The sequence below is a fragment of the Dethiosulfovibrio salsuginis genome (genome assembly GCF_900177735.1).
Lineage (GTDB): Bacteria > Synergistota > Synergistia > Synergistales > Dethiosulfovibrionaceae > Dethiosulfovibrio > Dethiosulfovibrio salsuginis.
Genome location: NZ_FXBB01000012.1, coordinates 1 through 21,712, shown reverse-complemented (window position 1 = coordinate 21,712; position 21,712 = coordinate 1). Strand labels below are relative to the sequence as shown.

Below are 21,712 nucleotides of genomic sequence, written 5' to 3'. Positions count from 1 at the left end.
TGACAAGATTATTAATTTTCGACCTCCAAAATATCGCCATGAAGAGACCAGTTGTTCGCTCTCTTGATCTCCACCGACACGAAACTGCCGATGAGGGAGGGATCCCCGGGGAAGAGGACGACTTTGTCGGTCTTAGTCCTTCCCTGCAACAGCCCCTCCCCCTTTTGGGCCCTGTCGTCCACCAACACCCTGTAGGTCCTCCCTACCAAAGCGGAGTTTATCTCCCTGGCTATCTCAGCCTGTAGGGCGTTTACCTCCTGTAGCCTTCTCGATTTTTCCGCCCTGTCTATCTGATTGTCCATCTTGGCCGCAGGGGTTCCCTCCCTCGGAGAGTATGCTGCTGTGTGGACCTGATCGAACCGATATTTTCTCAGGGCAGCCAGGGAATCCTGAAAATCCTCCTCCGTCTCTCCGGGAAATCCCACGATCAGGTCGGAGGTGAGGCCCACCTCCGGTAGACCTTCCCTAATGGCCCTCACAGTCTCGTCGTACTCCTCCAGGGTATAGTGACGGTTCATCTTTCTCAGGATCCTGTCGCTTCCCGACTGGATCGGTAGGTTTATGCCGGTACAGATAGCCGGATTTTCCCCTATAACCGAGACCACGTCTTTGGTGAAGTCACTGGGGTAGGAGGTCATAAACCTCACCAGGTCCACCCCTTTGACCTGGGCCACGTCGCTCAGCAGATCGGAAAAACGATAGGGCCGATCGAAATCCGCCCCGTAGGTGTCGACGTTCTGCCCTAACAGGGTGATCTCTCTGACTCCGTCGTCCACAAGCTCTCTGACCTCTCTCAGGATATCACCGGATTTCCTGGACATAAACCGACCTCTTACGTAGGGAACTATACAGTAGGTGCAGAAATTATCGCATCCATGGGCTATGGTGACGTAGGCTTTCCATCGGTTTACCCGGTGAACCGGGGTTACGTCGAGATCCATAAAGGCCCGGGGATCCTGGTCCAGAAGGTTTACCTTCTCACCTTCCATAACCCTCACGAGACCGTCGGGAACCAGACCTAGGCTCCTAGGACCGGCGATAAGCCTGAGCCATGGGAAGCGGCGAAACATCTGCTCCCCTACGTTTTGGGCCATGCAACCCACCAGACACACCTTAGGGCTACCGGCCTCCTCCCATCTGCCCCTGTAAAGCCCTATCTCGCTCCAGACCTTATGTTCCGCCTTCTGTCTTATGCTGCACCCGACGTAGATAACCACGTCCGCTTTATCCTCCAGGACCTCTTCCCACCCTCTGTCGATCAGGGAGGTCCTTATCTTATCCCCATCGTAGACGTTCATCTGACAACCGTAAATCTTTATGGCGAAGCTACTCACAAAAAACATCCTCCTGTTCTGACCCCGATATCCTGCCGCCTATATTAACCTAAAAGAGGACACGAAAAAAGGAGGCCCTAGGCCTCCTTTTGACGATCTCCTTTTAGCTTTAGGGAACCTCTAAAAACTCACCTTTGAGTCCCCTCGGAGAGATCGTTCCGCCTACGCCCTGTTTCGCCCAATCGTATATTCGACCTGCCTGTTTCGTACGAACCGCCTCGGAGGGCACGTCCTGTGCCCCCTCGGCTTGGGGCGACGTCCTGTCGCCCCATTCGACTACACGACGGCATGTCGAGTATACGGGCTCAAATGGACTCCGTCGGAACGATCTCTCCGAGGATTAGAGTTTTTAGAGGTGCCCTTTAGTCGATATTCCACTTATCCTTCAGTTTTTGGTATTCCTCTCCCGCCAGTATCTCCGCTAGAACTCCGTCGACCTTCTGGAGCAGCAGGGGATCTTTCAGGCTCATAGCCAGTGCCATACCGTTATCGGAGGTAGGGTGGAAAAAGGCTATCTTCAGCTTTCCTGTGTAATCTTTGTTGGAGGCCAGGTTGTCCTTGGTAACCGTGCCGTCCACACAGGCCACGTCCGCCCGACCGAGAAGGACCTCCCTGAAGGCATCGTCGGTCTTCTGGTATCTCTTGACCTCCACACCGTCCATCTTGGAGAGAAAAGCGTCCTGGATGGTCCCTAGCTGAACCGCTGCCACCTTTCCCTTTAAATCCTCAATAGAGGAGATGTCCTCTCTGTCGGCCTTGACGGTAAATCCATCGGGAGTGCGGTAATAGACCTTAGAGAAGGCCACCCTTTTGGCCCTTTCAGGGGTAGCGCTCATTCCGGCGGCGATGATATCGATCTTACCGGTGAGAAGGGAGGGAATAAGGGCGTCGAAGGCCATATCCACCACCTCCACCTTCTTTCCCAGTTTTTCGGCGATGATGGATATCATATCCATATCGAAACCTACTATTTCGTTGGCCTCGTTTCTAAACTCAAAGGGCTTGAAGGTGGACTCGGTCCCCACCAGCAACACCTCTTTATCCATCGCCGAACCATCGGCCCAAGCCGCACCGAAAGACAACACAGACGCCAATACCACGGTAAAAATCGACTTTTTCAAAAAGACACCTCCTATAAAAACTGAAAAACTGAGGTAATTATAGGGCAAAAGGAATTTTTGTCAATAAGAAGGTTCCAGAATAAACATCCGTTCAAAGGGGGTGACAACACAAAAGGGAGGGGATATCCCCTCCCTTTTGATTGATCACGAAAAAGCCTACGCTTCCTCGAATAGATCTTTGCCTACTCCGCACTCAGGACAGACCCAATCGTCAGGGATATCCTCAAAGGCCGTTCCTGGAGCTATGCCACTGTCGGGGTCTCCTAACGCCGGATCGTACTCCCAGCCGCAGACGGTGCATACGTATTTCTTCATGTGATGTATCCCCCTTCGTTAAATTGACTCACTCTATCTGGAGTGATCCTATAAGGATTATACACCACCTGGTGAAAAGGGCAAAAGGCTAAAAGGGATCTCTAGAAACTCTGATCCTCGGAGAGATCGTTCCGACTTAGCCCATTTGAGCCCGTATACTCGACATGCCGTCGTGTAATACGAATGGGGCGACAGGACGTCGCCCCAAGCCGAGGGGGCACAGGACGTGCCCTCCGAGGCGGTTCGTACGAAACAGGCAGGTCGAGTATACGTTTGGGCGAGACAGGGCGTAGGCGGGACGGTCTCTCCGAGGGGACTCAAATGTGAGTTTTTAGAGGTGCTTTAAAGGTCGAGAACCACAAAATCCTGAGAAAGTCCCTCGGAGAGCCTACGGCTTCCTTCGCAAGTCACCAGATAATCGTCCTCAAGTCGAAGGCCTCCTCTGTTGGGGAGGTATATCCCCGGCTCTACTGTGACCACATCACCGACCTCAAGAACATCCAGCGAACGAGGAGATAGCCTAGGGGCCTCGTGTATCTCCACTCCAAGGCCATGGCCCAGACCGTGACCGAAGAACTCTCCGTAGCCAGCTCCTTCTATGACCGATCTAGCTACCCTGTCTATATCCTTGCCGATCTTTCCCGGAGCGATTGCCTCCGCCCCACATCGATGGGCCTGCTGAAGTATTTCGTGTATACGTATAAACTCGGGATCCGAGACCTCCCCGAGGGAGAAGTTTCTGGTGAGGTCGGACATATATCCCCCGTAGGATGCCCCAAAGTCGACGGTGACCCACTCGCCTCTCTCCATCCTCTTAGTGGAGGCGGTCCCATGAGGAAGGGAGCTTCTCACCCCTGAGGCGACGATGAAGGAGCTGTTAGGCCAGCCTCCCTCTCCTCCCATTGAGACGATATGGCCCTCAAGGCACTGGGCGAACTCCAGTTCGGTCATCCCTGGAGCTACGTCCTGCAGGGCCCTTTCGTAGGCATTAGAGGCTATTCTCGAAGCCTCGACGATAATAGAGACCTCCAGTTCGTCCTTTTTCCTCCTGAGAGCGGGGACCATACCCTCCAGATCGACCCAATCCACCGGAAAATCCCTCAGACTCCGGTAGGTATTGTAGGTTATGGTCTCTCCCTCAAAGCCGCAGGACTTGACTCCATGTCGGCGCAACATCTCCTCCGCCATATCCAGAAGAGTCTGGTTTTTGCTCTGGACCAGAAGCCTAAAGGGGGTCTGCTCCGATGCCTGAGCGACGTATCTGCCGTCGGTAGCCATAACAGCGTCGTCGTCGGTTATGAGAACCGCGGCGGAACTGCCTCTGAAACCGGAGAGATAGAAAACGTTCTCCCACCCGAAACGCTCCATATCCAGAAGGAGAACGGCATCCAGATTGCTCTCCTTCATCGCTTTCCTTAGCCTGTCAACCCTGTTCCAGAGGTGTTCAAAAGCCATCACAAAATCTCCCTTCTGGGCATATCAAGAAGTCGCCAAAGCTCCTCCTCCGTGGAGACCTCCAGGTTTCCAGGACCTTCGACTATCCTGCCCACCACCGAACCATCTATGCCTCCCTGAGCCAGTACGGTCAGGGCCTCCTCTACTTCTGCCTCCCGAACCACCGCCAGCAGGACCCCGGAGGATATTAATTTAAGAGGATCAAACCCTAGCTCACGGGAAAACCTCACGGTCATAGGGTCGAGAGGAAGGGAGGAAAAATCGACCTCCACTCCGATTCGACCTAGACGGGAAAGCTCCGAAAGGCCGCCGAGAAAGCCGCCCTCTGTGGGGTCGTGCATGAACTTGGACAGGTGCCTTATGGCGGTGGCCTCAGGGAGGACCGATATATCCTCCAACCATCGACACATGGCCTCCAGCTCTTCCTTAGAGGCGGATTGAAGCAGGTCGGGCCTGTCGTGGGCCAGTATGGCCATACCCTCCAGTCCTATATGCTTTGTCGCCAAGAGGACGTCTCCTGGGGCGAGACTCTCGGACCTGTATCGATACTGGGTGGTCCCTATCATGGTGCCCATGACCACAGGGTTTTCGTAGCGGTCGGTTATCTCGGTATGACCTCCTACGACTGCCACGCCGATCTTTCGGCACTCCTGATCTATCTCCGCCATGGTCCTCTCGGCGAAACCTTTTCCCATAGAAAGAGGGACTATCAGGGTAACCACCATGTAGGCCGGGTCCCCTCCCTTGCAGGCTATGTCGTTTGCGTTTACGTGGACCAGATAACGGCCAGCCCCTTCTTTCGCTCCGACGATAGGGTCCGACGATACGGTCAGGAGCTTGCCGTCGGGCCACTCTATAATGGCGGCATCCTCGCCTATTCCCGGACCGACCAGAACCTCCGGTCGAATTGCCCCTCTATATCTCAGTATCTGAGACTCCAGCTCCGCAGGAGGGAGCTTTCCCAACTGAACACGGTTTTCCAACGACATCATCTCGATTCGTTAAACTGTAGATACAGCCACAGTAATTCTGACGATACAGCCCCAGACGGCCACACTCTTCCAGAGACCGCTTAAAACCGTTTTTCTTTCTCCAAACCCTGTCAATCCAGATCCGCCCCCTGCTTTCAGCGACCTCTCGACCTATGGAGTTTATCTCCTCCGGATCTTTGTGAGGGCTTATGGTCAAGGTGGTGGTCATCAGGCCGATCCCCTCCGCCTCGGCGACGGCAGCGGCGGCCTCCAGCTGGATACGAAAACACAGAGAGCACCGCCTTTCTCCCTCGGGCTCCTCCGAAAGGTGGCCCGCCAGGGCGAACCAGGGATCAGGGGCGTAGGGAGGGACGATAAGTCGCCCTCCCCACTCCTCCGCCACCGATTTTACCGCATCTAGCCTGAGGTAATACTCAGATCGAGGATGGATATTGCCGCCGTAAAAATAGCCTGTGACGTCGAATCCCTCCCCCTGAAGGTCCGGCCAGGGAACGGTACCGTCGGGACCACAGCATATATGGAGAAGAACCCTATTTCCCACAGAAAATGGCATTTTTATCGGGAAAACCCCGACTTAGGGGAGTAGCTTCTTTATCCTGTCGGCCACCGCCAAAGGCGAGAGCCCCATGGCATCGTAGACCTGGTCGCTTGGCCCTGAATCGCCGTAACGATGGACTCCCATAAAGCTCCACTTTGCACACAGTCCTGCCTCCGCCGCCGCCCTGGCCCACAGAGAGCCCATTCCTGTCCTGTAGCAGTGGTCCTCCAGGGTAACTACGTAACCTGTGGACACCGCCTCATCCAGGGCTTCCATGTCGACCTCAAGGGGACAGGAGACGGCGTATACCTTGACCTTTTTGCCCTCTCTCTCCAGGATCGCCCTGGCCTCCAGGGCCGCCGAGGTCATGGCACCCATGGCCAGTATGGTGCAGTCCTCCCCCTCCCCTACCTTATGGGCCTTGCCGTAGGTGAAAGGCAGAGAGGCAAAAAGAGGCTCTCCGTCCTGTCCTGAAAGGGGATACATAGTGCTTCTTCCCATAGCGAGACAGATGTTGCCCGGCTCTTTTAAGGCCCATCTGGTGACCCTGTCGGTCTGGTTGGGATCCACCGGGACGATCAGTTTCCAGCCAAAGCTATTGGACAGCAAGGACACGTAATCTATACACTGGTGGGTCATGCCGTCCTCCCCTACGTCCAGCCCCACGTGGGTGAGAACGAGCTTCAGGTTTGAACCGTTTATATCGTTCAGCCTCTGCTGGTTGTAGGCCTCCGCCAGGCCGAAGACTCCGAAGTCCGCCCACACCGGCACCACCGAACAGCAGCCCGCCGCCCCTGCCACCGTAGCGGTGCTGTGCTCCTGTATGCCGCACTGGACGAACCATCCCGGGCACTCTTTGGCGAACTGGGCGGTCTTGACCGAACCAGCCAGGTCGCAGTCGAAAACCAGCACAGGTGTCTTTCCTGCCACACCGAGGTTCAACGACCCGACGTCCGCCAAGGCGTTTCCGAACCCCGACCGATTATCGGTCTTCTTATCCACCGGATATGTCTTAGGGATACCGAGCTCCAGATTCGCCCTCTCGACGGATACGTGCCTTCCGGTGTGTGGGGCTCTGTCGCCGAGCTTGGCCGCCGCTTCCAGCCAATCAGGCTGACCTAGTTCATCCATAGCCTGTTTGTACAGGTCCCCTGTAGCTGCCTTACCGTGATAGTCGGGCTTATCCTCCATAAAGGACACCCCTTTACCCATAACGGTGTGGCACAGGAGGACGACGGGAACGTCCATGGCCCGAGCCTTGGCCATTCCGTCGTAGATAGAGGCGAAATCGTGTCCGTCGGCCTCAAGGACAGCCCAACCGTCGGCCTCCCACAGGGCTTTTATGTTCACCGGAAGGATCCTCTCCACCCTGCCGGATATCTGGATATGGTTGTAGTCGACCATAACGGTGATATTCTTAAGTCCCTGGGATAGGGCGATCCTCCGGGCCTCCGCCACCTGTCCTTTAGGCTGCTCGCCGTCTCCCATAAGGACGTAGACCTGACGGTCCAGCCCCCTCTTTTTGAGTGCCAGGGCGTAACCTACGGCGGCGGAAAGCCCCTGTCCCAGGTTTCCGCTTCCCCAGTCTATTCCGGGGATCGCCCTCTCAACGTGGCCCTGGAATGCACTGCCACAGCGACGAAAGTCGGCTATAGCCTCCATAGGGTCAACAAAACCGTAGTAAGCCAGAGCGGCGTAGGCCCCAGGGGATGTATGGCCGTGGCTTATGACCACGTAGTCCCTATCGGTCTGATCGCAGTTTTTAGGTGTTATATCCGCCACATCGTAGGCGGCCAGATAAAGCCACATACTGGACAGGGAGCCTGCGGGATGGCCGCTGTTTGCTCGGGCCACCATGGAGACAGCCCAGCTAGAACAGCGCTTTACCGCCTCCTCTAGCTCCATTTTTTTCTTGTCGGTCAAAATTAAATCCTTCACCTGTAAAAACCTCCTCGACCGTTAGGTCAAAAGTTGACCCTGACCCCTTTTGAACGAAGCCAGGATCCTATTCTCTCTCTGTTATCCCCCTGTAGGACCACCGAGGGCCCCTCCACCGAAGAGCCACAGCCTATGGCCTTTCGGAGCTCCTTTGCCAGTCTGTTCAGATCGTCTTCCTTCAGTTTGAGCCCATCTACGACTGTGACGGTCTTGCCCTTCCTGCCTTTTCTCTCTATCCTCAGCCCTACGGTTTGGCCGGAGAGGCAGGGCTTTGAGCCGTCTTTAACCTCTTCGGCAAGCCGATCCTCCCGCTCTGGAGCCGTCGGAGAGAAGCCCAGGGAAAGGGCGGCCTGTGCGAAAGGCCCCTGATCGTCACGGAGGGGCTCATGGGAGGATAGATCTAACTTTTTGCCTTTAGCCATCAGATTATGTCGTATCCCTCGGAGGTGCAGGTGATGGAAAAATCCTCCCCAGGCTCAAACTGGACGGTCATCGACTGGCCGTTTGCCATATCCAGCATCTTTCTGTATATGGAGGCCGCTGCCTTCGCCCCGTCTAGATCGCTTTTGCTGGCTGTATGGAACATCTCCTCTATCAACCTTCTATCTATCATATCGTCTTCCGTCCTTCCAGATCAAAGATTATGCCACTCAACCACGTCGATCTCCCTATCCTCGCATATAGCCTTGATCTTAGCCTCGTCCTCGCAGGGATACTCACAGGCCAGTCCACAGCTCGACGAAAGACTCCTGGGAACGGGAACTACCTTGACCTTCAGCCCGTCTTTTCGACAGACCCTCTCGAACATTATGGCCATGCTTGTGACGTCAAAAGTCGCCAGACAACCCATAGGCCCACCTCCATTCTACTGGTTTGAACATGATAACGCCATGTAGACGGTCAGGCAAGATAGGTTGAATAAAGAACGACAAGGGGCTATACTTTTGAGGAATAAAATCGATAAAGAAAGCAGGTGATAATATCGACGACAGCGGAGAGAATAAAAGGGCCACAGTCTAGCAGCACAGGGATTTAAAACCGACAAAAAGAGGTGTAATGATGAAAGGATTGGATAAGATACTTCTGTCCAGGATGGGACCGATAATAGCGGGAATCGCAGTAGGAATTTTAGCTCCCCTGCTGGTCCATCTGGGAAACCCGGGCAACATGGGAATATGCGTGGCCTGCTTCGAGAGGGACATCGCGGGAGCCCTGGGCTTTCACCGAGCCGCGGTGGTCCAGTACCTCCGACCGGAGATAATGGGAATACTTTTAGGCGCCTTTATATCCGCCATGATCTTCGGCGAGTATCGCCCCAGGTCGGGGTCCTCGCCGGTGGTTCGGTTCCTCCTTGGGGTGTTCGCCATGATAGGAGCCCTCATATTCCTGGGATGCCCCTGGAGGGGATACCTCCGACTGGCAGGAGGGGACTGGAACGCACTCTACGGTCTGGCGGGACTCTTCGTCGGGATAGGTATAGGCATATTCTTCCTATGGAGGGGCTTCAGCCTGGGCAGGGCCCACGTAGGCGAAAAAGGATCGGGCCTTATGATGCCCTTTTTGGCGATCGTCCTGCTGGCCCTTCTCGTTATGGCCCCTAAGTTCGGCGCCGAAGGAACAGGCCCTATATTCTTCTCAGAAGGTGGCCCCGGCTCCATGAAAGCACCGTGGATAATAGCCCTCATCGTAGGGGGACTTATAGGCTGGATGGCTCAGAGGAGCCGCTTCTGCACAGTAGGGTCGGTTAGAGACCTTTTCATGCTGAAAGACGGTCACCTGTTTAACGGCATTATAGCCCTTCTGGTTGCCGCCTTAGCGACTAACTTCGTTCTGGGGCTCTTCAAGCCCGGATTCGTCGGACAGCCTGTCGCCCACACCGACTCTCTCTGGAACTTCCTGGGAATGGTCATGGCAGGGCTGGCCTTCACCTTAGCTGGAGGATGTCCGGGAAGACAGATCATAATGAGCGGCGAGGGAGACGGAGACGCCGCGGTTTTCGTCCTAGGCATGATAGTGGGAGCTGGAGTGGCCCACAACTTCAGCCTGGCCAGCTCCCCTAAAGGCATAACCCCCTTCGCCCCGGCAGCATGGGCCCTGGGAATGGCCTTCTGCCTGGCGGTGGGCTTCTTCATGGCCCGTAAGATAGACTAGGAGGACTTGAGATGAGCGATTTTACCGTAGACGCCAGAGGGCTCTCCTGCCCTCAGCCGGTTATGGAGACAAAAAAGGCCCTTGATAAAACCCCGAAGGGCAAGGTAACCGTCCTGGTGGACACCGAGACAGCCAGAAACAACGTCGATCGATTCGGGAAGAGCAAAGGATGGGACAGCACCTGCGAATCGACCTCCGACGGGTACAAAATAACCTTCTCCCGGTGACCAAAGGCCCTGAGGACTATCTCAGGGCCTTTTCCAGTTTATCCAGCGAACACTGGGTCCAGCTGAGATCGTGCTGACCGAAGACGGCGGTGTACTTCAGACCGGCACCGGTGAGGATCAGTGCGGCAGACTGGCCCTGCTCGACGGTACCGTCGGCCATGGCCTTCTTGAGCCCTGCGAGGGCAACCGCCGAAGCGGGCTGGACGAAAAGTCCGTTGAAAGCGAGAGCTCTCTGTGCCTCTATTATCGAATCCTCCGATACCGCTTTGCAACTCCAGCCGTTAGCTCTGACCAGCCTCAAAACCTGGTTTCCGCTGGGAGGAAAGGGGTTCTCTATAGCGTGAGCGACGGTGTGGGGAGAGTCGAATCGCCGGACTTTTTCCGCTCCCTCCTCAAAGGCCTTTACGATCGGAGAACAGCCCTCCGCCTGAACCACCAAAAACCTGGGTAGACGGTTCAAAAGTCCCATAGACACCAAGTCGACGAAGCCCTGAACTATGCCCCTCAGATTGCCTCCTGCGCTCACCGGCACCACCACCCAGTCCGGCACCGACCGATTTAGCTGCTCCCAAATCTCGTAGGATATGGTTTTAGATCCTATCACCCTGAAAGGAGCGTCGGAGTTTATGAAGTATATCCCTAGCTTTTTCCCGATCCTCAGACTCTCGTGATAGAGCCTTCCGTAGTCTCCGTCCACCTTTATCAGCCTCGGTCCGTACATGGCGATAGGCCCCAGCTTCTCCCGAGGGAGCCCTTTGTTGACCAGGACGACCGTCTCTATCCCCGCCCTGGCTCCGTAGGCCGCCACCGACGCCGCCATGTTCCCGGTGGACACTGTGCCGATGCGGTCGTATCCCATCTCCATGGCGTGTATGACCCCCGTCAAGGTGCCCCTGTCTTTAAAGGACCAGGTAGGGTTGGCCCCCTCGTTTTTCGCCCACAGGGAGGAAAGTCCAAAAGACCGCCCCAGGGCCTCCATGTCCACAAGAGGGGTGAATCCCTCTCCTAAAGACAGATCGGATCTAGGATCGGCGAAGGGGAAAAAATCCCTGAACCTTTCCATCAGAGTCTCTTTCGGTTTCACAGGGGGAAAGGAACTCGGCAGGTCCGCCTCCACGTCCATCGGCTCGTCGCAGAGAGGGCATCTCAGGGCCTCCTCTTCCGTAGCTTTTCCACAGCTGGTACAGGTAAACCTGAAAAAAACCATACAAACATCTCCCTAATAGTGAGGTTTTCTAATGGGATATAATAGCCTATGATCGTAGAGTAAGCCAAGGTCAGCGAACAAACCTCAGGACAGGAAAGGATTTGACAGATATGACCACCGAGGACAGAGGTCTAAACGACCTGTCGTACAGGATATTCTTCGAACGGACCTTCGACCCTATCTCCCTTTACAAAGTGGAAGAAGACGGAACGGTTCGTTTTCTCGACATAAACCCCGCCTACGAGAGGGTCATGGGGGTAGAGAAGAAAAACGTCGTAGGGAAAACCTTCTTCGAGGTCTGGCCCGACGTTGAGTCATGCTGGCACGAAATTATCAAAGAATGCGTCACGTCCCAGGGATCGGTCCACTGCGAAAGCCACTGCGAGGACGTAAAAAAGTATCTGGAGGCTATAGCCTTTCCCATCCTTCCCGACAGGGCTTCGGTTATCTTTCTCGACCGCACCAGGTGGAAAAAATCGGAGGAAAAGCTACGGGAAAAGCAGAAAAAGCTGCTGGAGTACCGAGAGGAACTCAGAAGCCTGGCGGCGAGGCTTACCTTATCGGAAGAGGAGACCAGGAGATCTATAGCGGGACAGATACACGACTCTATAGGATATTCACTGGTATCCCTCCTCCATAGCCTGCAACACCTGAAGAAAACGGGCTGCACAGTGGAACAGCTTGACCATGCCATCGATTCGGTGGAGTCCATCATAGGCCAAAGCCGCGAGCTTATATTCCAGGTGAGCCCTCCGACCCTCTACGACCTAGGCCTTAACCCGGCCCTGGAGTCCCTGGCGGAACACCTTCTATCCCCTAAAGGCATAAGCTACGATTTTCAGGGAGGAAACCTGGTTCATCAGGCGGACGACCAGATATGCGTACTCCTCTATCAGATGACCAGAGAGCTGCTTATAAACGTCATAAAGCACTCCCGTGCCACTCACGTATCGATCAGGGTACACAGAGGCCCCAGCAAAATCCAGGTGGTGGTGGAGGACAACGGTATAGGCTTTCCCAAGCCCTTCACCTTGAAGTGGGGACGACTCAAGGGCTTCGGCCTGTTCAGCATAAGGGAGAGACTACACCCTATAGGTGGATCGGTACAGGTCATATCGGAACCGGGAAAAGGAGCGACTATAGCCATGACAGCTCCTCTTAAAATGCCTTTAGAGGAAGGGGCGAACCCGTCGTGATCACCTTGGTTCTCGCCGACGACCACGAGCTATTCCTAGAGGGGCTAAAGGACATTCTAACCAAAGAAGAGGACCTGAAGATAGTGGGGCTAGCAAGAAACGGCAAGGAGGCGTTGGAGATGGTCCTTAAACACCATCCAGACGTGGTCGTCATGGACCTCACCATGCCGGAGATGAACGGCGTCGAGGCCACCAGACGGATAAGGTCCACCATGGAGGACGTCAAGGTCCTGGCCCTTTCGATGCACGCCGACAAAAGATTTTTGGCGGAGATATTGAAAGCCGGGGCGACGGGCTACGCCCTCAAGGAGGGAAGCTCCGCCGAGTTCATCCAGGCCATAAGGACGGTCTCCGACGGGGATATCTATCTCACCCCTAAGATAACCTCCATACTGGTGAAAGACTACCTCAGGCTTTTGGACGTAGCTATACCGTCGCCGGTTTCCAGGCTCTCGGACAGAGAGAAAGAGGTATTAGCCATGCTGGTCAAGGGAGAGAGCTCCAGGATAATCGCCTCGGACCTCCACATCAGCAAAAACACCGTGGACACCCACAGGAGAAAGATAATGGAGAAGATGGAGTGCGGCTCTATAGCGGAGCTGACCAGGCTGGCCATCAGAGAGGGCCTGGTGGACCTCACGTAAGAGAGCCTCTAGAAACTTACGCTCGGACTCCCTCGGAGAGATCGTTCCGACTACGCCCTGTTTCGCCCGAGCGTATACTCGACCTGCCTGTTCCGTACGAACCGCCTCGGAGGGCACGTCCTGTGCCCCCTCGGCTTGGGGCGACGTCCTGTCGCCCCATTCGACTACACGACGGCATGTCGAATATACGGGCTCTGGGCTACGTCGGAACGATCTCTCCGAGGAGCAGGATTTTTAGAGATGCCCCAAAAGACCCCCCGGACGCATATTGCGTTACCGGGGGGTCACGTTTTTTACTACTCCAAGATCACGGATGTCCCAATAGATATACTTTGAAGATTCCTCCATAATTATAACCATAGCGATCACAGATTTGTTACTATCATAACTATCCGTAAGAAGGAGGAATCGCCGTGGGCAAGTTAGCGGGCAAGAAGGTCCTGCTCCTTGGCGAAAGAGACGGAGTTCCGGCACCGGCAATGGAGGAGGCCCTCAAAAACTCTGGGGCCGAGGTAGTCTTCGCCGCAACCGAATGCTTCGTCTGAACCGCCGCAGGAGCCATGGATCTGCAGAATCAGCAGAGGATCAAAGACAGCATCGACAAGTTCGGCGCTGAGAACCTGGTGGTCATACTCGGAAGTTCCGACCCTGAAGGGGCGGAGATCTACGCCGAGACGGTGACCGCAGGAGATCCCACCTACGCAGGTCCTTTGGCAGGAGTCCAGGCTGGACTCTCGGTTTATCACGTGCTTGAGAACGATATCAAAGAGGAAGCTGACCCCCAGCTTTGGGAGGAGCAGATCGGCATGATGGAGATGGTGCTTGAGGTCGAGGCTATATGCCAGGCCGTCAGCGGGATCCGGGCGGAACACGGCAAATACGCCCTTTAGAGGAAGAAAAGGGGAATTATATCTATGAGACTTGAAATGGGTAACTTTCACGTCAAGGATATCGTCTTCGGAGATACCCTGTCCTACTCCAACGGCGTTTTGACGGTCAACAAAGAGGAGCTCCTTAACTTCGTCAAGGAGGAAGAGCCGGGAATCACCACCGCAGACCTCAGGATAGTCCGCCCGGGAGACAAAGTCAGGCTCTGCCCGGTAAAAGAGGCCATCGAGATGAGATGCAAAGTCTCTGGCAAAAGCACCGGAATCTTCCCTGGGGTGACCTCTCCTATGGCCCAAGCGGGGAACGGCAGAACCCACGCCCTCAAAGGCTGTAGCCTTATCGTCGTAGGCGAGCACATGGGTGGCTTCCAGGACGGAGTCATCGACATGGCGGGCAAGTACCAGGACAACACCATTTTCGGTAACATGGTCAACCTGGTATTCGTAGCTGACACCAACGAGGACTTCGAGAGGTTCGAGCAGCAGAAGAAAAACAAATCCCTTCGCTGGGGCGGCATGAAGCTAGCGGAGTACATAGGCCAGTGCGTCAAGGACCTGGAGCCCGAGGACATGGAGGTCTTCGACCTTCCCCCTGTCACAGAGAGATCCGCCGAGGTCAACGGCCTTCCCGGAGTGGTCTACGTTCTTCAGCCTCAGACTCAGATGGAGACTATGGGTTACAACACCCTTATCTACGGATGGGACGGCAACCACATGCTCCCCACCTTCATGCACCCCAACGAGCTTCTCGACGGTTGCATGGTGTCCGGCAGTTTCATGCCCACATCGTCCAAAATATCCACCTACGAGTTCTCCGTAAACCCCATGGTCAAAAAGCTCATGGAGCAGCACGGCAAAACCATAAACTTCCTGGGCGTTATAATGTCCAACCTTAACGTCAAGATGAACGAAAAGGACCGTTGTGCCAAGATGCTCGCCCAGATGGCCTCCAACCTCGGTGCCGTAGGCGCGGTAGTCGCCGAGGAAGGCTACGGCAACCCCGACGTGGACTACACCGCCGCCCTGGTGGAACTGGAGAAAATCGGAATTAAGACCGTAGGCATCTCCGACGAGGCTACCGGACGGGACGGAGGATCTCAGCCTCTGGTCTCCATGAACCCCATGACCGACGCCCTGGTATCCACCGGCAACGTCTCCCAGCTCTACGAACTGGAGGCCATGGAGGTCATAGGCGAGCTTGAGGCCCTGGCTAGAGACGGAAACTCCGGCGGATGGGAAGGCTCTATCCACGAGGACGGAACGGTCTCCATGGAGAACAACGGTGTGTTCTGTTGCAACCACATCAGCGGCTTTTCTAAGAAGACCTGTGCTGACTTTTAGGGGTGAAAGACATGACTAAAAAAGCGATTCACTACATCAACCAGTTTTTCGGTCAGGTAGGAGGAGAGGAAGCGGCAGACTCTAAGCCGATATTCCACTCCGAGCTAGTGGGCTGCTCCAACATGCTCAACCAGATGATGCCAGACGTTGAGGTCACCCACACCATAGTCTGCGGCGACAACTACGTCACAAACCACACCGATGCCGCCCTGGAGGAGATCCTGGGCTGGCTGGAGAAGCAGGAGTTCGACGTGTTCTTCGCAGGCCCCGCCTTCATGGCAGGCCGCTACGGTGTAGGCTGCGGCCTGGTCTGCAAAGCGGTAAAAGAGCGTTTTGACGTACCGGTTATAACCTCCATGAACGAGGAAAACCCAGGAGTCGAGCAGTTCAAGACCGAGGCCTACGTCTTCCAGGGGGGCAGAAAAGCCACCTTCATGAAAGACGACATGGGTAAAATGGCCGCCTTCGCCCAGAAGATCGTCAAAGGCGAGGAGCTGAAGCCCGCCGCTGAGGAAGGGTATTTCCCAAGAGGCGTTCGCTTCGAGATCCCCCATCCTGAGGGAACCATGGCAGCCGACCGAGTCATCGACATGCTGGTGAAAAAGCTCAAGGGCGAGAGTTTCCAGTCCGAGCTGGTCATACCCAAGATGGACAAGATCCCTCCCGCTCCGGCGGTCAAGGACCTGAGCAAGATGAAGATAGCTCTGGTATCCTCCAGCGGAGTGGTGCCGGTGGAGAACCCCGACAGAATCCAGTCCGCCTCCGCCACCAAGTGGGGCAAGTACAACATATCCGAACTGGACAAACTTCCTGAGGGCGTCTTCAAGACGATCCACGCCGGCTTCGACCCGGCGGCCATGTGCGCCGTCCCGGACAGAGGGATTCCCGTGGACGCCATGAGGTTCTGGGAGAAAGAGGGCAAGTTCGGCAAGCTTCACGATTACTTCTACGTCACGGTCGGAACCGGAACCACCCAGGCCTACGCCGCCAAGTTCGGCAAAGAGATCGCCGCGGACCTCAAAGAGGCGGGAGTGGACGCTGTCGTCCTCACCTCCACCTGAGGAACCTGCACTCGTTGCGGTGCAACGATGGGAAAAGAGATAGAGAGAGCCGGATTCCCTGTGGTGGTTATGTGTAACCTTATAGACGTCGCCAAGACCGTCGGATCCAACAGAATGGTCCAAACCGTTTCGGTCCCCTACCCTCTGGGAGATCCTGACATGAGCCCCGAAGACGACTGGGCACTCAGGAAACACCGTGTAGAGGTCGCCCTAAACTCTCTGGCCACCGAGGTCGAAGAGCCAACGGTCTTCCCGACGAAGATCTAGGGATTTCAGGGAGGGGCTTACGCCCCTCCTTTTTTTAAGTTATACATTCCAAAACAGGAGGAGTGGAGAGAATGAGCTCAAAGAAAAGCAACTCGGTCTTCATAATATCCATGGGGATAACCTTGGCGGTGGTCCTCTGGGGTCTGGTCGCCCCGAACAGCTTCGGTGCATTCGCCGGATCGATGTTCACCGTCCTCACCGACAAGTTCGGATGGGGCTATCTCCTTTCGATGAACATCTTCGTCGTATTCTGCTTGTTTATAGCATCCAGCCGCTTCGGCAAGGTAAAGTTAGGTCCTAACGACTCGAAACCGGAGTTCAGCACCGTATCCTGGTTCGCCATGCTCTTTTCCGCCGGCATGGGTGTAGGACTGGTGTTCTACGGAGCAGCGGAGCCTATCTATCACTTCGGCTCGCCCCCTTTCGGCGCGGACCCCGGATCGGTCCAGGCAGCCAGAGACGCCATGAGGATATCCTTCTTTCACTGGGGGCTTCACCCCTGGGCGGGATACTCGGTTATAGCTCTGGCGTTGGCTTTCTTCCAGTTCCGTAAAAACTCTCCAGGGCTTATAAGCAGCGTCTTTCTGCCTCTGGTAGGCGAGAAAGGCATAAACGGCCCCTTCGGAAAGACCGTGGACATCCTGGCGATCTTCGCGACCTTAGCGGGCATAACCACCTCCCTGGGACTGGGGACTTTACAGCTTAACAGCGGCCTGAACTACGTCTTCGGACTTCCTAAAACCCTGTTCATACAGATATCCATAATCGCTGTGCTGGCGGTTCTCTACACCGGCTCGGCGGTTCTGGGAATCGAGAAGGGAATCAAAAAAGTCGCCGACTTCAACCTGCTCATCTGCGGCATACTGATGCTAGGGCTTTTCCTGGTAGGACCGACCCTCACTATAGTGGAATCCCTGATGACCGGAATAGGCGACTACCTATCCAACGTAGTATCCCAGAGCTTCACCATGGCACCTTACGGCGGCGAGTACAAAGGATTCCTGGCCAGCTGGTCGCTTTACTACTGGGCATGGTGGATTGCGTGGGCTCCTTTCGTAGGATCCTTCGTGGCCCGTATATCCAGAGGCAGAACCATCCGTGAGTTCGTCGCTGGAGTCCTGGTGGTTCCCTCACTGGGCAGCTTCACCTGGTTCGCCATCTTTGGAACCTCCGCGCTGGACCTTGAGATCAACAAAGGCATCGAGATATCCCAGAAAATCCTGGCCGATATGTCCACAGGGGTCTTCGAGATGTACTCCAACTACGCCATGGGAACGGTTATGTCGGTGTTGATGGTGGTCCTGATAACCACCTTCTTCGTCACCTCCGCCAACTCGGGAACCTTCGTCCTCTCCATGTACTCGACCCAGGGCGACCTTAACCCTCCCAAAAACAAGATGGCCATATGGGGATTTCTCATGGCGACTTTGGCTGTGGTCCTTCTGGCCACCGGTGGGCTCCAGAACCTACAGACCATATCCCTGGCTGCGGCTCCTCCTTTCTCCATAATAATGGTGCTGGCCTGCTACTGTCTCTACAAAGGGTTGCTCGCCGAAGAAGCAGAGGGAAAACTTTAGTTAAAAGGTGACATTTGCCCCATATTGGTGTAAAATCCACCTATATTGAGGCCTAAGACTTTTAGTCATGAAAAAACCTCTACGGTAGGCTAAAAGTTATGGGTTTGATCACCCTTTTTCCAAGATCTATACTATAATGTGTATTGTAAGCGAGGGGGGTTGGGTAAAACCTGGCCCCTCTCGTCGTGGGATATAAAAGACATCTCAAGGAGGTCGTTTTCTGTCATGTCAAGAGTCGCGATTAAAGGTTATTCCTACTGTCTCCAGCACACCCCTGAGCTGGGGCTCCACTACGGTAACACCCCTCACTGCGAGCACCTAGCCCTCGGTGAGACAGAGTTTCTGAAGAAGCTCCCTGAGCACATTCAGACTTTCGACGAAGCCAAAGACTACGCCCCTAACATGGCCTACATCGGCGCCCTTACCCTGGAGGATCTGGAGAAACAGGCTACCCCTATGTACTCCAACCGCCTTGCGGGAGCCGACCGCTTCGGAAAATACGGCGAGATAACCCCGGAGGACGAGTTCCTCGGCCTAATGGACATCTGCGACGTATTCGACTTAGTGTGGCTCGAGAAGGGCTTTGCCTCCTCTGTCCGTGAGAAACTTGCCAACCACAAGCTCGTCACCGAAGCTATGCTCGGCAAGCTCGAGGAAGGCAGAGACCTGGCTGACATAGAGAAAGAGTGCGACGAGAAGCACGGTGGACTTCCCTTCTACTTCGGCGGTAAGCTGGTAGGCTGCGTCAGGAGAGGCCACGAGACCGACGTTAACCTGGGCGCCCATACCCTGCTGGAGAACCTCGCCAACAAGGCAAGCGCGGTGCTTTCCATGATGCACCTCCTGAACAACACCGGCCTTAAGCCGGAAGAGGTGGATTTCGTCATAGAGTGCTCCGAAGAGGCCGCCGGAGACATGTCCCAGAGGGGCGGCGGTAACTTCGCCAAGGCCATCGCCGAAGTAGTAGGCTGTGTCAACGCCAGCGGGTGCGACGTAAGGGGCTTCTGCGCAGGACCGGTCAACGCCATGATCGCCGGAGCCTCCCAGGTAGTCGCCGGTACCAGGTCCAACGTCATAGCCATAGCTGGAGGAGCTGTACCCAAGCTCTACATGAACAGCAAAGACCACGTCAAGAAGGACATGCCAGCCCTTGAGGACTGTATGGGCAGCTTTGCCGTGCTCATCACCCCCAGCGACGGCAGCACCCCTGAGATGAGACTGGACGCCATAGGCAAGCACACCGTCGGTGCTGGTGCATCACCTCAGGCGGTAACCCAGGCCCTCACCCTCGATCCTCTGGTGAAAGTCGGTCTCTCCCTGGCGGACGTGGATAAGTTTGGCCCTGAGCTCCACATCCCGGAGATAACCCTCCCCGCCGGAGCTGGCGACGTGCCTCTGGCCAACATCAAGATGATAGCCGCCCTTGCGGTCATGAAAAAGGCCATCGAGAAGGCGGACATGATGAACTTCGTCAAGGAGAAAGGCCTTCCGGGCTTCGCCCACACCCAGGGACACATCCCTGCGGGAGTTCCCTTCATAGGCCACGCCTGCGACTGGATCAAAGAGGGCAAGATAAAGAGAGCCATGATAATAGGCAAAGGAAGCCTATTCCTCGCTCGGCTCACCAACCTGGCCGACGGAGCCTCTTTCCTTATCGAGCCCGCCGCTCCTGCACAGGCAACGGTCAACAAAGACGACGTAAAGAGCGTCCTCATGGAGGCCCTCTCGGAGCTCGCCGCCTCCTTGACGAAATAACGGAGGTATAACTATGTCTGACGTCAAGAAACTAATAGGAGACGCCCTGGCCGAGCTGGTTGACGCCGCCAAAAACGGCGGTCCCAGCGTAAAGGTCGGACTGATGGCCTCGGGCAGTGAACACGGCCCCGAGGAGCTTGCCAAAAGCGGCAGACTGGCACAGCAGCAGAACCAGGGAGTAAAGGTCGTCATGATAGGCCCTAAAGTCGAGGGATACGACGACCTTCAGTGGATAGAGACAGACCCCTGCGATGCCGATATAGCCAAGGCCATGGAGACGGCCCTTTCCGACGGAACCATATCGGGAGCGGTGGCTCTCCACTACCCCTTCCCTATGGGCGTCACCACCATAGGCAGGGTCGTCACCCCAGCAAAGGGGAAAGACATGATAGTGGCGTCCTCTACCGGCACCTCCGCCATCAACAGGGTGGAAGCCATGATCAGAAACGCCATCTACGGAATCGCCGTAGCCAAAGCCATGGGCAAGGTCAACCCCACCGTGGGAATCCTGAACGTAGAGGGAGCCCAGCTGGTGTTTAAGGCCCTCACTAAGCTTAAGGACAAAGGCTACGACATCACCTTCGGAGAGAGCCTTAGAGCCGACGGCGGCTCGGTCCTGAGGGGCAACGACATACTGGCCGGAGCGGTGGACGTCTGCGTATGCGACACCCTCACCGGCAACGTCCTGATGAAGATGTTCTCTTCCTTCAACACCGGAGGATCCTACGAGGCCCTGGGCTGGGGCTACGGTCCCGCCACAGGAGAGGGCTGGGACAAGGTCATCTCCATCATATCCAGAGCCTCTGGAGCCCCTGTCGTGGCGAACGCCGTGGCCTACACCGCGTCCGTCGCCAAAGGCGATCTGCCTCAGGTAGTGGCCTCGGAGATAGCCTCCGCTAAAAAAGCGGGCCTCGACGAGGTAATCCAGGGTGTCCTTTCTAAGCCCGAGTGCTCTCAGGAGGTAACCGCTCCTCCTGCGGAGCCCACCGACGAGGAGATCCACGGCATAGACGTCCTTTCCATAGAGGATGCCGTGAGAGAACTCTGGAAAAACGGAATCTACGCCGAGTCCTCCATGGGATGCACCGGACCGGTGGTCAAGCTCCCGGGCAAGCACGTGCCAAAGGCCAAGGAACTTCTGGCCGCCGCAGGATACCTGTAAACCAAAGCTAAATATCGACACTAAAAGAGGGGCCTAAGGCCCCTCTTTTTTTATATCGACGTAACTATTCAGTCGCCCCATCCAAGAAGAGAATCTGACCATCGAGAACCATAGACATGGCCTCGAGGAACGACATTATTTTGGCATAGTCATTAGCCCCTTCCGAGGTTCGGAAGCAGCCCGATATTTTAAGCTTCGCCTTGAAGTATCCCGGAGGCGACCATCCCGTCGTAGCCTCGCTGCTTTTCGACGGATATGTAGGCGTAGTGACGGTTACAGGCAACATGAGCCCAGCGGAGTCCTTTATCTACTCGGACACCTGTTTCGTCGAAATGGGCCAAGGAGAGAGCTTTGACCTTCTCCTTTATGACCTCCACAGACGGGGCTACGGAGAGAACCGCTTTTTTGACCATGTTGTAGATCGTTCCCGTGGATATAGGAAGTCTACAGGCTCCATGGAGTATGTCGTGAATGCGGTCTATGGATACGGCCCCTATGGTGTTTAGGACGGAGACCAAAGCGATAGTCTCAGGACCATACTGGA

At 55.5% G+C, this 21,712-nt stretch carries 22 protein-coding genes; 10 read left to right on the top strand and 12 right to left on the bottom strand.

Annotation, left to right across the window (positions count from 1 at the left end):
- Positions 1-11: 11 nt before the first annotated feature.
- From miaB to B9Y55_RS05765, 10 genes are all read right to left on the bottom strand, one after another.
- Complete coding sequence (miaB, locus tag B9Y55_RS05810) at positions 12-1,334, bottom strand: tRNA (N6-isopentenyl adenosine(37)-C2)-methylthiotransferase MiaB (RefSeq protein WP_143340830.1); 1,323 nt, start codon at positions 1,332-1,334, stop codon at positions 12-14.
- Between the two features lie 362 nt (positions 1,335-1,696).
- Positions 1,697-2,455: a transporter substrate-binding domain-containing protein gene (locus B9Y55_RS05805; protein WP_085544427.1), complete on the bottom strand. Its 759-nt coding sequence runs from the start codon at positions 2,453-2,455 to the stop codon at positions 1,697-1,699.
- 156 nt (positions 2,456-2,611) lie between these two features.
- Positions 2,612-2,770, bottom strand: coding sequence for a rubredoxin (gene rd / locus B9Y55_RS05800; protein WP_085544426.1), 159 nt, complete (start codon positions 2,768-2,770; stop codon positions 2,612-2,614).
- 342 nt (positions 2,771-3,112) lie between these two features.
- On the bottom strand, positions 3,113-4,225 hold the full coding sequence (locus B9Y55_RS05795) for a M24 family metallopeptidase (RefSeq protein ID WP_085544478.1): 1,113 nt from the start codon (positions 4,223-4,225) through the stop codon (positions 3,113-3,115).
- Positions 4,225-5,214 (bottom strand): AIR synthase-related protein, encoded by a 990-nt coding sequence (locus B9Y55_RS05790; RefSeq protein ID WP_327078431.1) that lies wholly within the window; start codon positions 5,212-5,214, stop codon positions 4,225-4,227. The genes B9Y55_RS05795 and B9Y55_RS05790 overlap by 1 nt, the downstream gene beginning before the upstream one ends.
- Positions 5,141-5,758 (bottom strand): epoxyqueuosine reductase QueH, encoded by a 618-nt coding sequence (locus B9Y55_RS05785; RefSeq protein ID WP_234986149.1) that lies wholly within the window; start codon positions 5,756-5,758, stop codon positions 5,141-5,143. Before B9Y55_RS05785 ends, B9Y55_RS05790 begins: the two co-directional genes overlap by 74 nt.
- Before the next feature lie 33 nt (positions 5,759-5,791).
- Positions 5,792-7,693 (bottom strand): transketolase, encoded by a 1,902-nt coding sequence (locus tag B9Y55_RS05780; RefSeq protein WP_268753285.1) that lies wholly within the window; start codon positions 7,691-7,693, stop codon positions 5,792-5,794.
- 26 nt (positions 7,694-7,719) lie between these two features.
- The gene (locus B9Y55_RS05775) at positions 7,720-8,115 is read right to left on the bottom strand and encodes a translation initiation factor (RefSeq protein ID WP_085544423.1); all 396 of its coding nucleotides are present in this window, start codon (positions 8,113-8,115) and stop codon (positions 7,720-7,722) included.
- Positions 8,115-8,306 carry a hypothetical protein gene (locus B9Y55_RS05770; RefSeq protein WP_085544422.1) on the bottom strand — a complete coding sequence of 64 codons (192 nt, stop codon included), beginning with the start codon at positions 8,304-8,306 and terminating at the stop codon, positions 8,115-8,117. The genes B9Y55_RS05775 and B9Y55_RS05770 overlap by 1 nt, the downstream gene beginning before the upstream one ends.
- A gap of 21 nt (positions 8,307-8,327) precedes the next feature.
- Complete coding sequence (locus B9Y55_RS05765; RefSeq protein ID WP_085544421.1) at positions 8,328-8,543, bottom strand: putative Se/S carrier protein; 216 nt, start codon at positions 8,541-8,543, stop codon at positions 8,328-8,330.
- Between the two features lie 206 nt (positions 8,544-8,749).
- On the opposite strand from B9Y55_RS05765, the gene yedE reads away from it, so the two are divergent.
- The gene (yedE, locus tag B9Y55_RS05760; RefSeq protein WP_200806633.1) at positions 8,750-9,844 is read left to right on the top strand and encodes a YedE family putative selenium transporter; all 1,095 of its coding nucleotides are present in this window, start codon (positions 8,750-8,752) and stop codon (positions 9,842-9,844) included.
- Between the two features lie 11 nt (positions 9,845-9,855).
- On the top strand, positions 9,856-10,071 hold the full coding sequence (locus B9Y55_RS05755) for a sulfurtransferase TusA family protein (RefSeq protein ID WP_085544419.1): 216 nt from the start codon (positions 9,856-9,858) through the stop codon (positions 10,069-10,071).
- Between the two features lie 16 nt (positions 10,072-10,087).
- Here B9Y55_RS05755 and thrC read toward each other — a convergent pair whose 3' ends face one another.
- The gene (gene thrC, locus B9Y55_RS05750) at positions 10,088-11,278 is read right to left on the bottom strand and encodes a threonine synthase (protein WP_085544418.1); all 1,191 of its coding nucleotides are present in this window, start codon (positions 11,276-11,278) and stop codon (positions 10,088-10,090) included.
- 110 nt (positions 11,279-11,388) lie between these two features.
- Between thrC and B9Y55_RS05745 the strand changes: the two genes are divergently transcribed.
- The 8 genes from B9Y55_RS05745 to grdD all read left to right on the top strand — a co-directional run bounded on the left by B9Y55_RS05745 (position 11,389) and on the right by grdD (position 21,168).
- A complete protein-coding gene (locus tag B9Y55_RS05745) occupies positions 11,389-12,474 on the top strand; it encodes a sensor histidine kinase (RefSeq protein ID WP_085544417.1) in 1,086 nt (361 codons plus the stop codon).
- Entirely contained in the window at positions 12,471-13,118 is a 648-nt protein-coding gene (locus tag B9Y55_RS05740; protein WP_085544416.1) for a response regulator, read from the top strand. Before B9Y55_RS05745 ends, B9Y55_RS05740 begins: the two co-directional genes overlap by 4 nt.
- Before the next feature lie 413 nt (positions 13,119-13,531).
- Positions 13,532-14,008 (top strand): glycine/sarcosine/betaine reductase complex selenoprotein A, encoded by a 477-nt coding sequence (gene grdA / locus B9Y55_RS05735; protein ID WP_085544415.1) that lies wholly within the window; start codon positions 13,532-13,534, stop codon positions 14,006-14,008.
- A gap of 24 nt (positions 14,009-14,032) precedes the next feature.
- Positions 14,033-15,346: a glycine/sarcosine/betaine reductase component B subunit gene (locus B9Y55_RS05730; protein ID WP_085544414.1), complete on the top strand. Its 1,314-nt coding sequence runs from the start codon at positions 14,033-14,035 to the stop codon at positions 15,344-15,346.
- Between the two features lie 11 nt (positions 15,347-15,357).
- Positions 15,358-16,674 (top strand): glycine/betaine/sarcosine/D-proline family reductase selenoprotein B, encoded by a 1,317-nt coding sequence (locus tag B9Y55_RS05725; protein ID WP_085544413.1) that lies wholly within the window; start codon positions 15,358-15,360, stop codon positions 16,672-16,674.
- A 71-nt stretch (positions 16,675-16,745) separates the two neighbouring features.
- Positions 16,746-18,251, top strand: a complete 1,506-nt coding sequence (locus B9Y55_RS05720) for a BCCT family transporter (protein WP_085544412.1) — start codon at positions 16,746-16,748, stop codon at positions 18,249-18,251.
- 225 nt (positions 18,252-18,476) lie between these two features.
- A complete protein-coding gene (grdC, locus tag B9Y55_RS05715) occupies positions 18,477-20,006 on the top strand; it encodes a glycine/sarcosine/betaine reductase complex component C subunit beta (RefSeq protein ID WP_085544411.1) in 1,530 nt (509 codons plus the stop codon).
- Positions 20,007-20,019: 13 nt separating this feature from the next.
- Positions 20,020-21,168, top strand: a complete 1,149-nt coding sequence (grdD, locus tag B9Y55_RS05710; protein ID WP_085544410.1) for a glycine/sarcosine/betaine reductase complex component C subunit alpha — start codon at positions 20,020-20,022, stop codon at positions 21,166-21,168.
- 188 nt (positions 21,169-21,356) lie between these two features.
- On the opposite strand, the gene B9Y55_RS05700 is transcribed toward grdD, so the two are convergent.
- On the bottom strand, positions 21,357-21,712 hold a 356-nt coding region (locus tag B9Y55_RS05700), incomplete at its 5' end, for an IS66 family transposase (protein WP_143340828.1).

Excerpts from the sequence above, each read along its gene's own strand:
- rd (WP_085544426.1), bottom strand. The coding sequence starts at position 2,770 with ATGAAGAAATACGTATGCACCGTCTGCGGCTGGGAGTACGATCCGGCG.
- B9Y55_RS05795 (WP_085544478.1), bottom strand. The coding sequence starts at position 4,225 with ATGGCTTTTGAACACCTCTGGAACAGGGTTGACAGGCTAAGGAAAGCG.
- B9Y55_RS05790 (WP_327078431.1), bottom strand. The coding sequence starts at position 5,214 with ATGTCGTTGGAAAACCGTGTTCAGTTGGGAAAGCTCCCTCCTGCGGAG.
- B9Y55_RS05775 (WP_085544423.1), bottom strand. The coding sequence starts at position 8,115 with ATGGCTAAAGGCAAAAAGTTAGATCTATCCTCCCATGAGCCCCTCCGT.
- B9Y55_RS05770 (WP_085544422.1), bottom strand. The coding sequence starts at position 8,306 with ATGATAGATAGAAGGTTGATAGAGGAGATGTTCCATACAGCCAGCAAA.
- B9Y55_RS05765 (WP_085544421.1), bottom strand. The coding sequence starts at position 8,543 with ATGGGTTGTCTGGCGACTTTTGACGTCACAAGCATGGCCATAATGTTC.
- yedE (WP_200806633.1), top strand. The coding sequence starts at position 8,750 with ATGATGAAAGGATTGGATAAGATACTTCTGTCCAGGATGGGACCGATA.
- B9Y55_RS05755 (WP_085544419.1), top strand. The coding sequence starts at position 9,856 with ATGAGCGATTTTACCGTAGACGCCAGAGGGCTCTCCTGCCCTCAGCCG.
- thrC (WP_085544418.1), bottom strand. The coding sequence starts at position 11,278 with ATGGTTTTTTTCAGGTTTACCTGTACCAGCTGTGGAAAAGCTACGGAA.
- B9Y55_RS05745 (WP_085544417.1), top strand. The coding sequence starts at position 11,389 with ATGACCACCGAGGACAGAGGTCTAAACGACCTGTCGTACAGGATATTC.
- B9Y55_RS05730 (WP_085544414.1), top strand. The coding sequence starts at position 14,033 with ATGAGACTTGAAATGGGTAACTTTCACGTCAAGGATATCGTCTTCGGA.
- B9Y55_RS05720 (WP_085544412.1), top strand. The coding sequence starts at position 16,746 with ATGAGCTCAAAGAAAAGCAACTCGGTCTTCATAATATCCATGGGGATA.
- grdC (WP_085544411.1), top strand. The coding sequence starts at position 18,477 with ATGTCAAGAGTCGCGATTAAAGGTTATTCCTACTGTCTCCAGCACACC.
- grdD (WP_085544410.1), top strand. The coding sequence starts at position 20,020 with ATGTCTGACGTCAAGAAACTAATAGGAGACGCCCTGGCCGAGCTGGTT.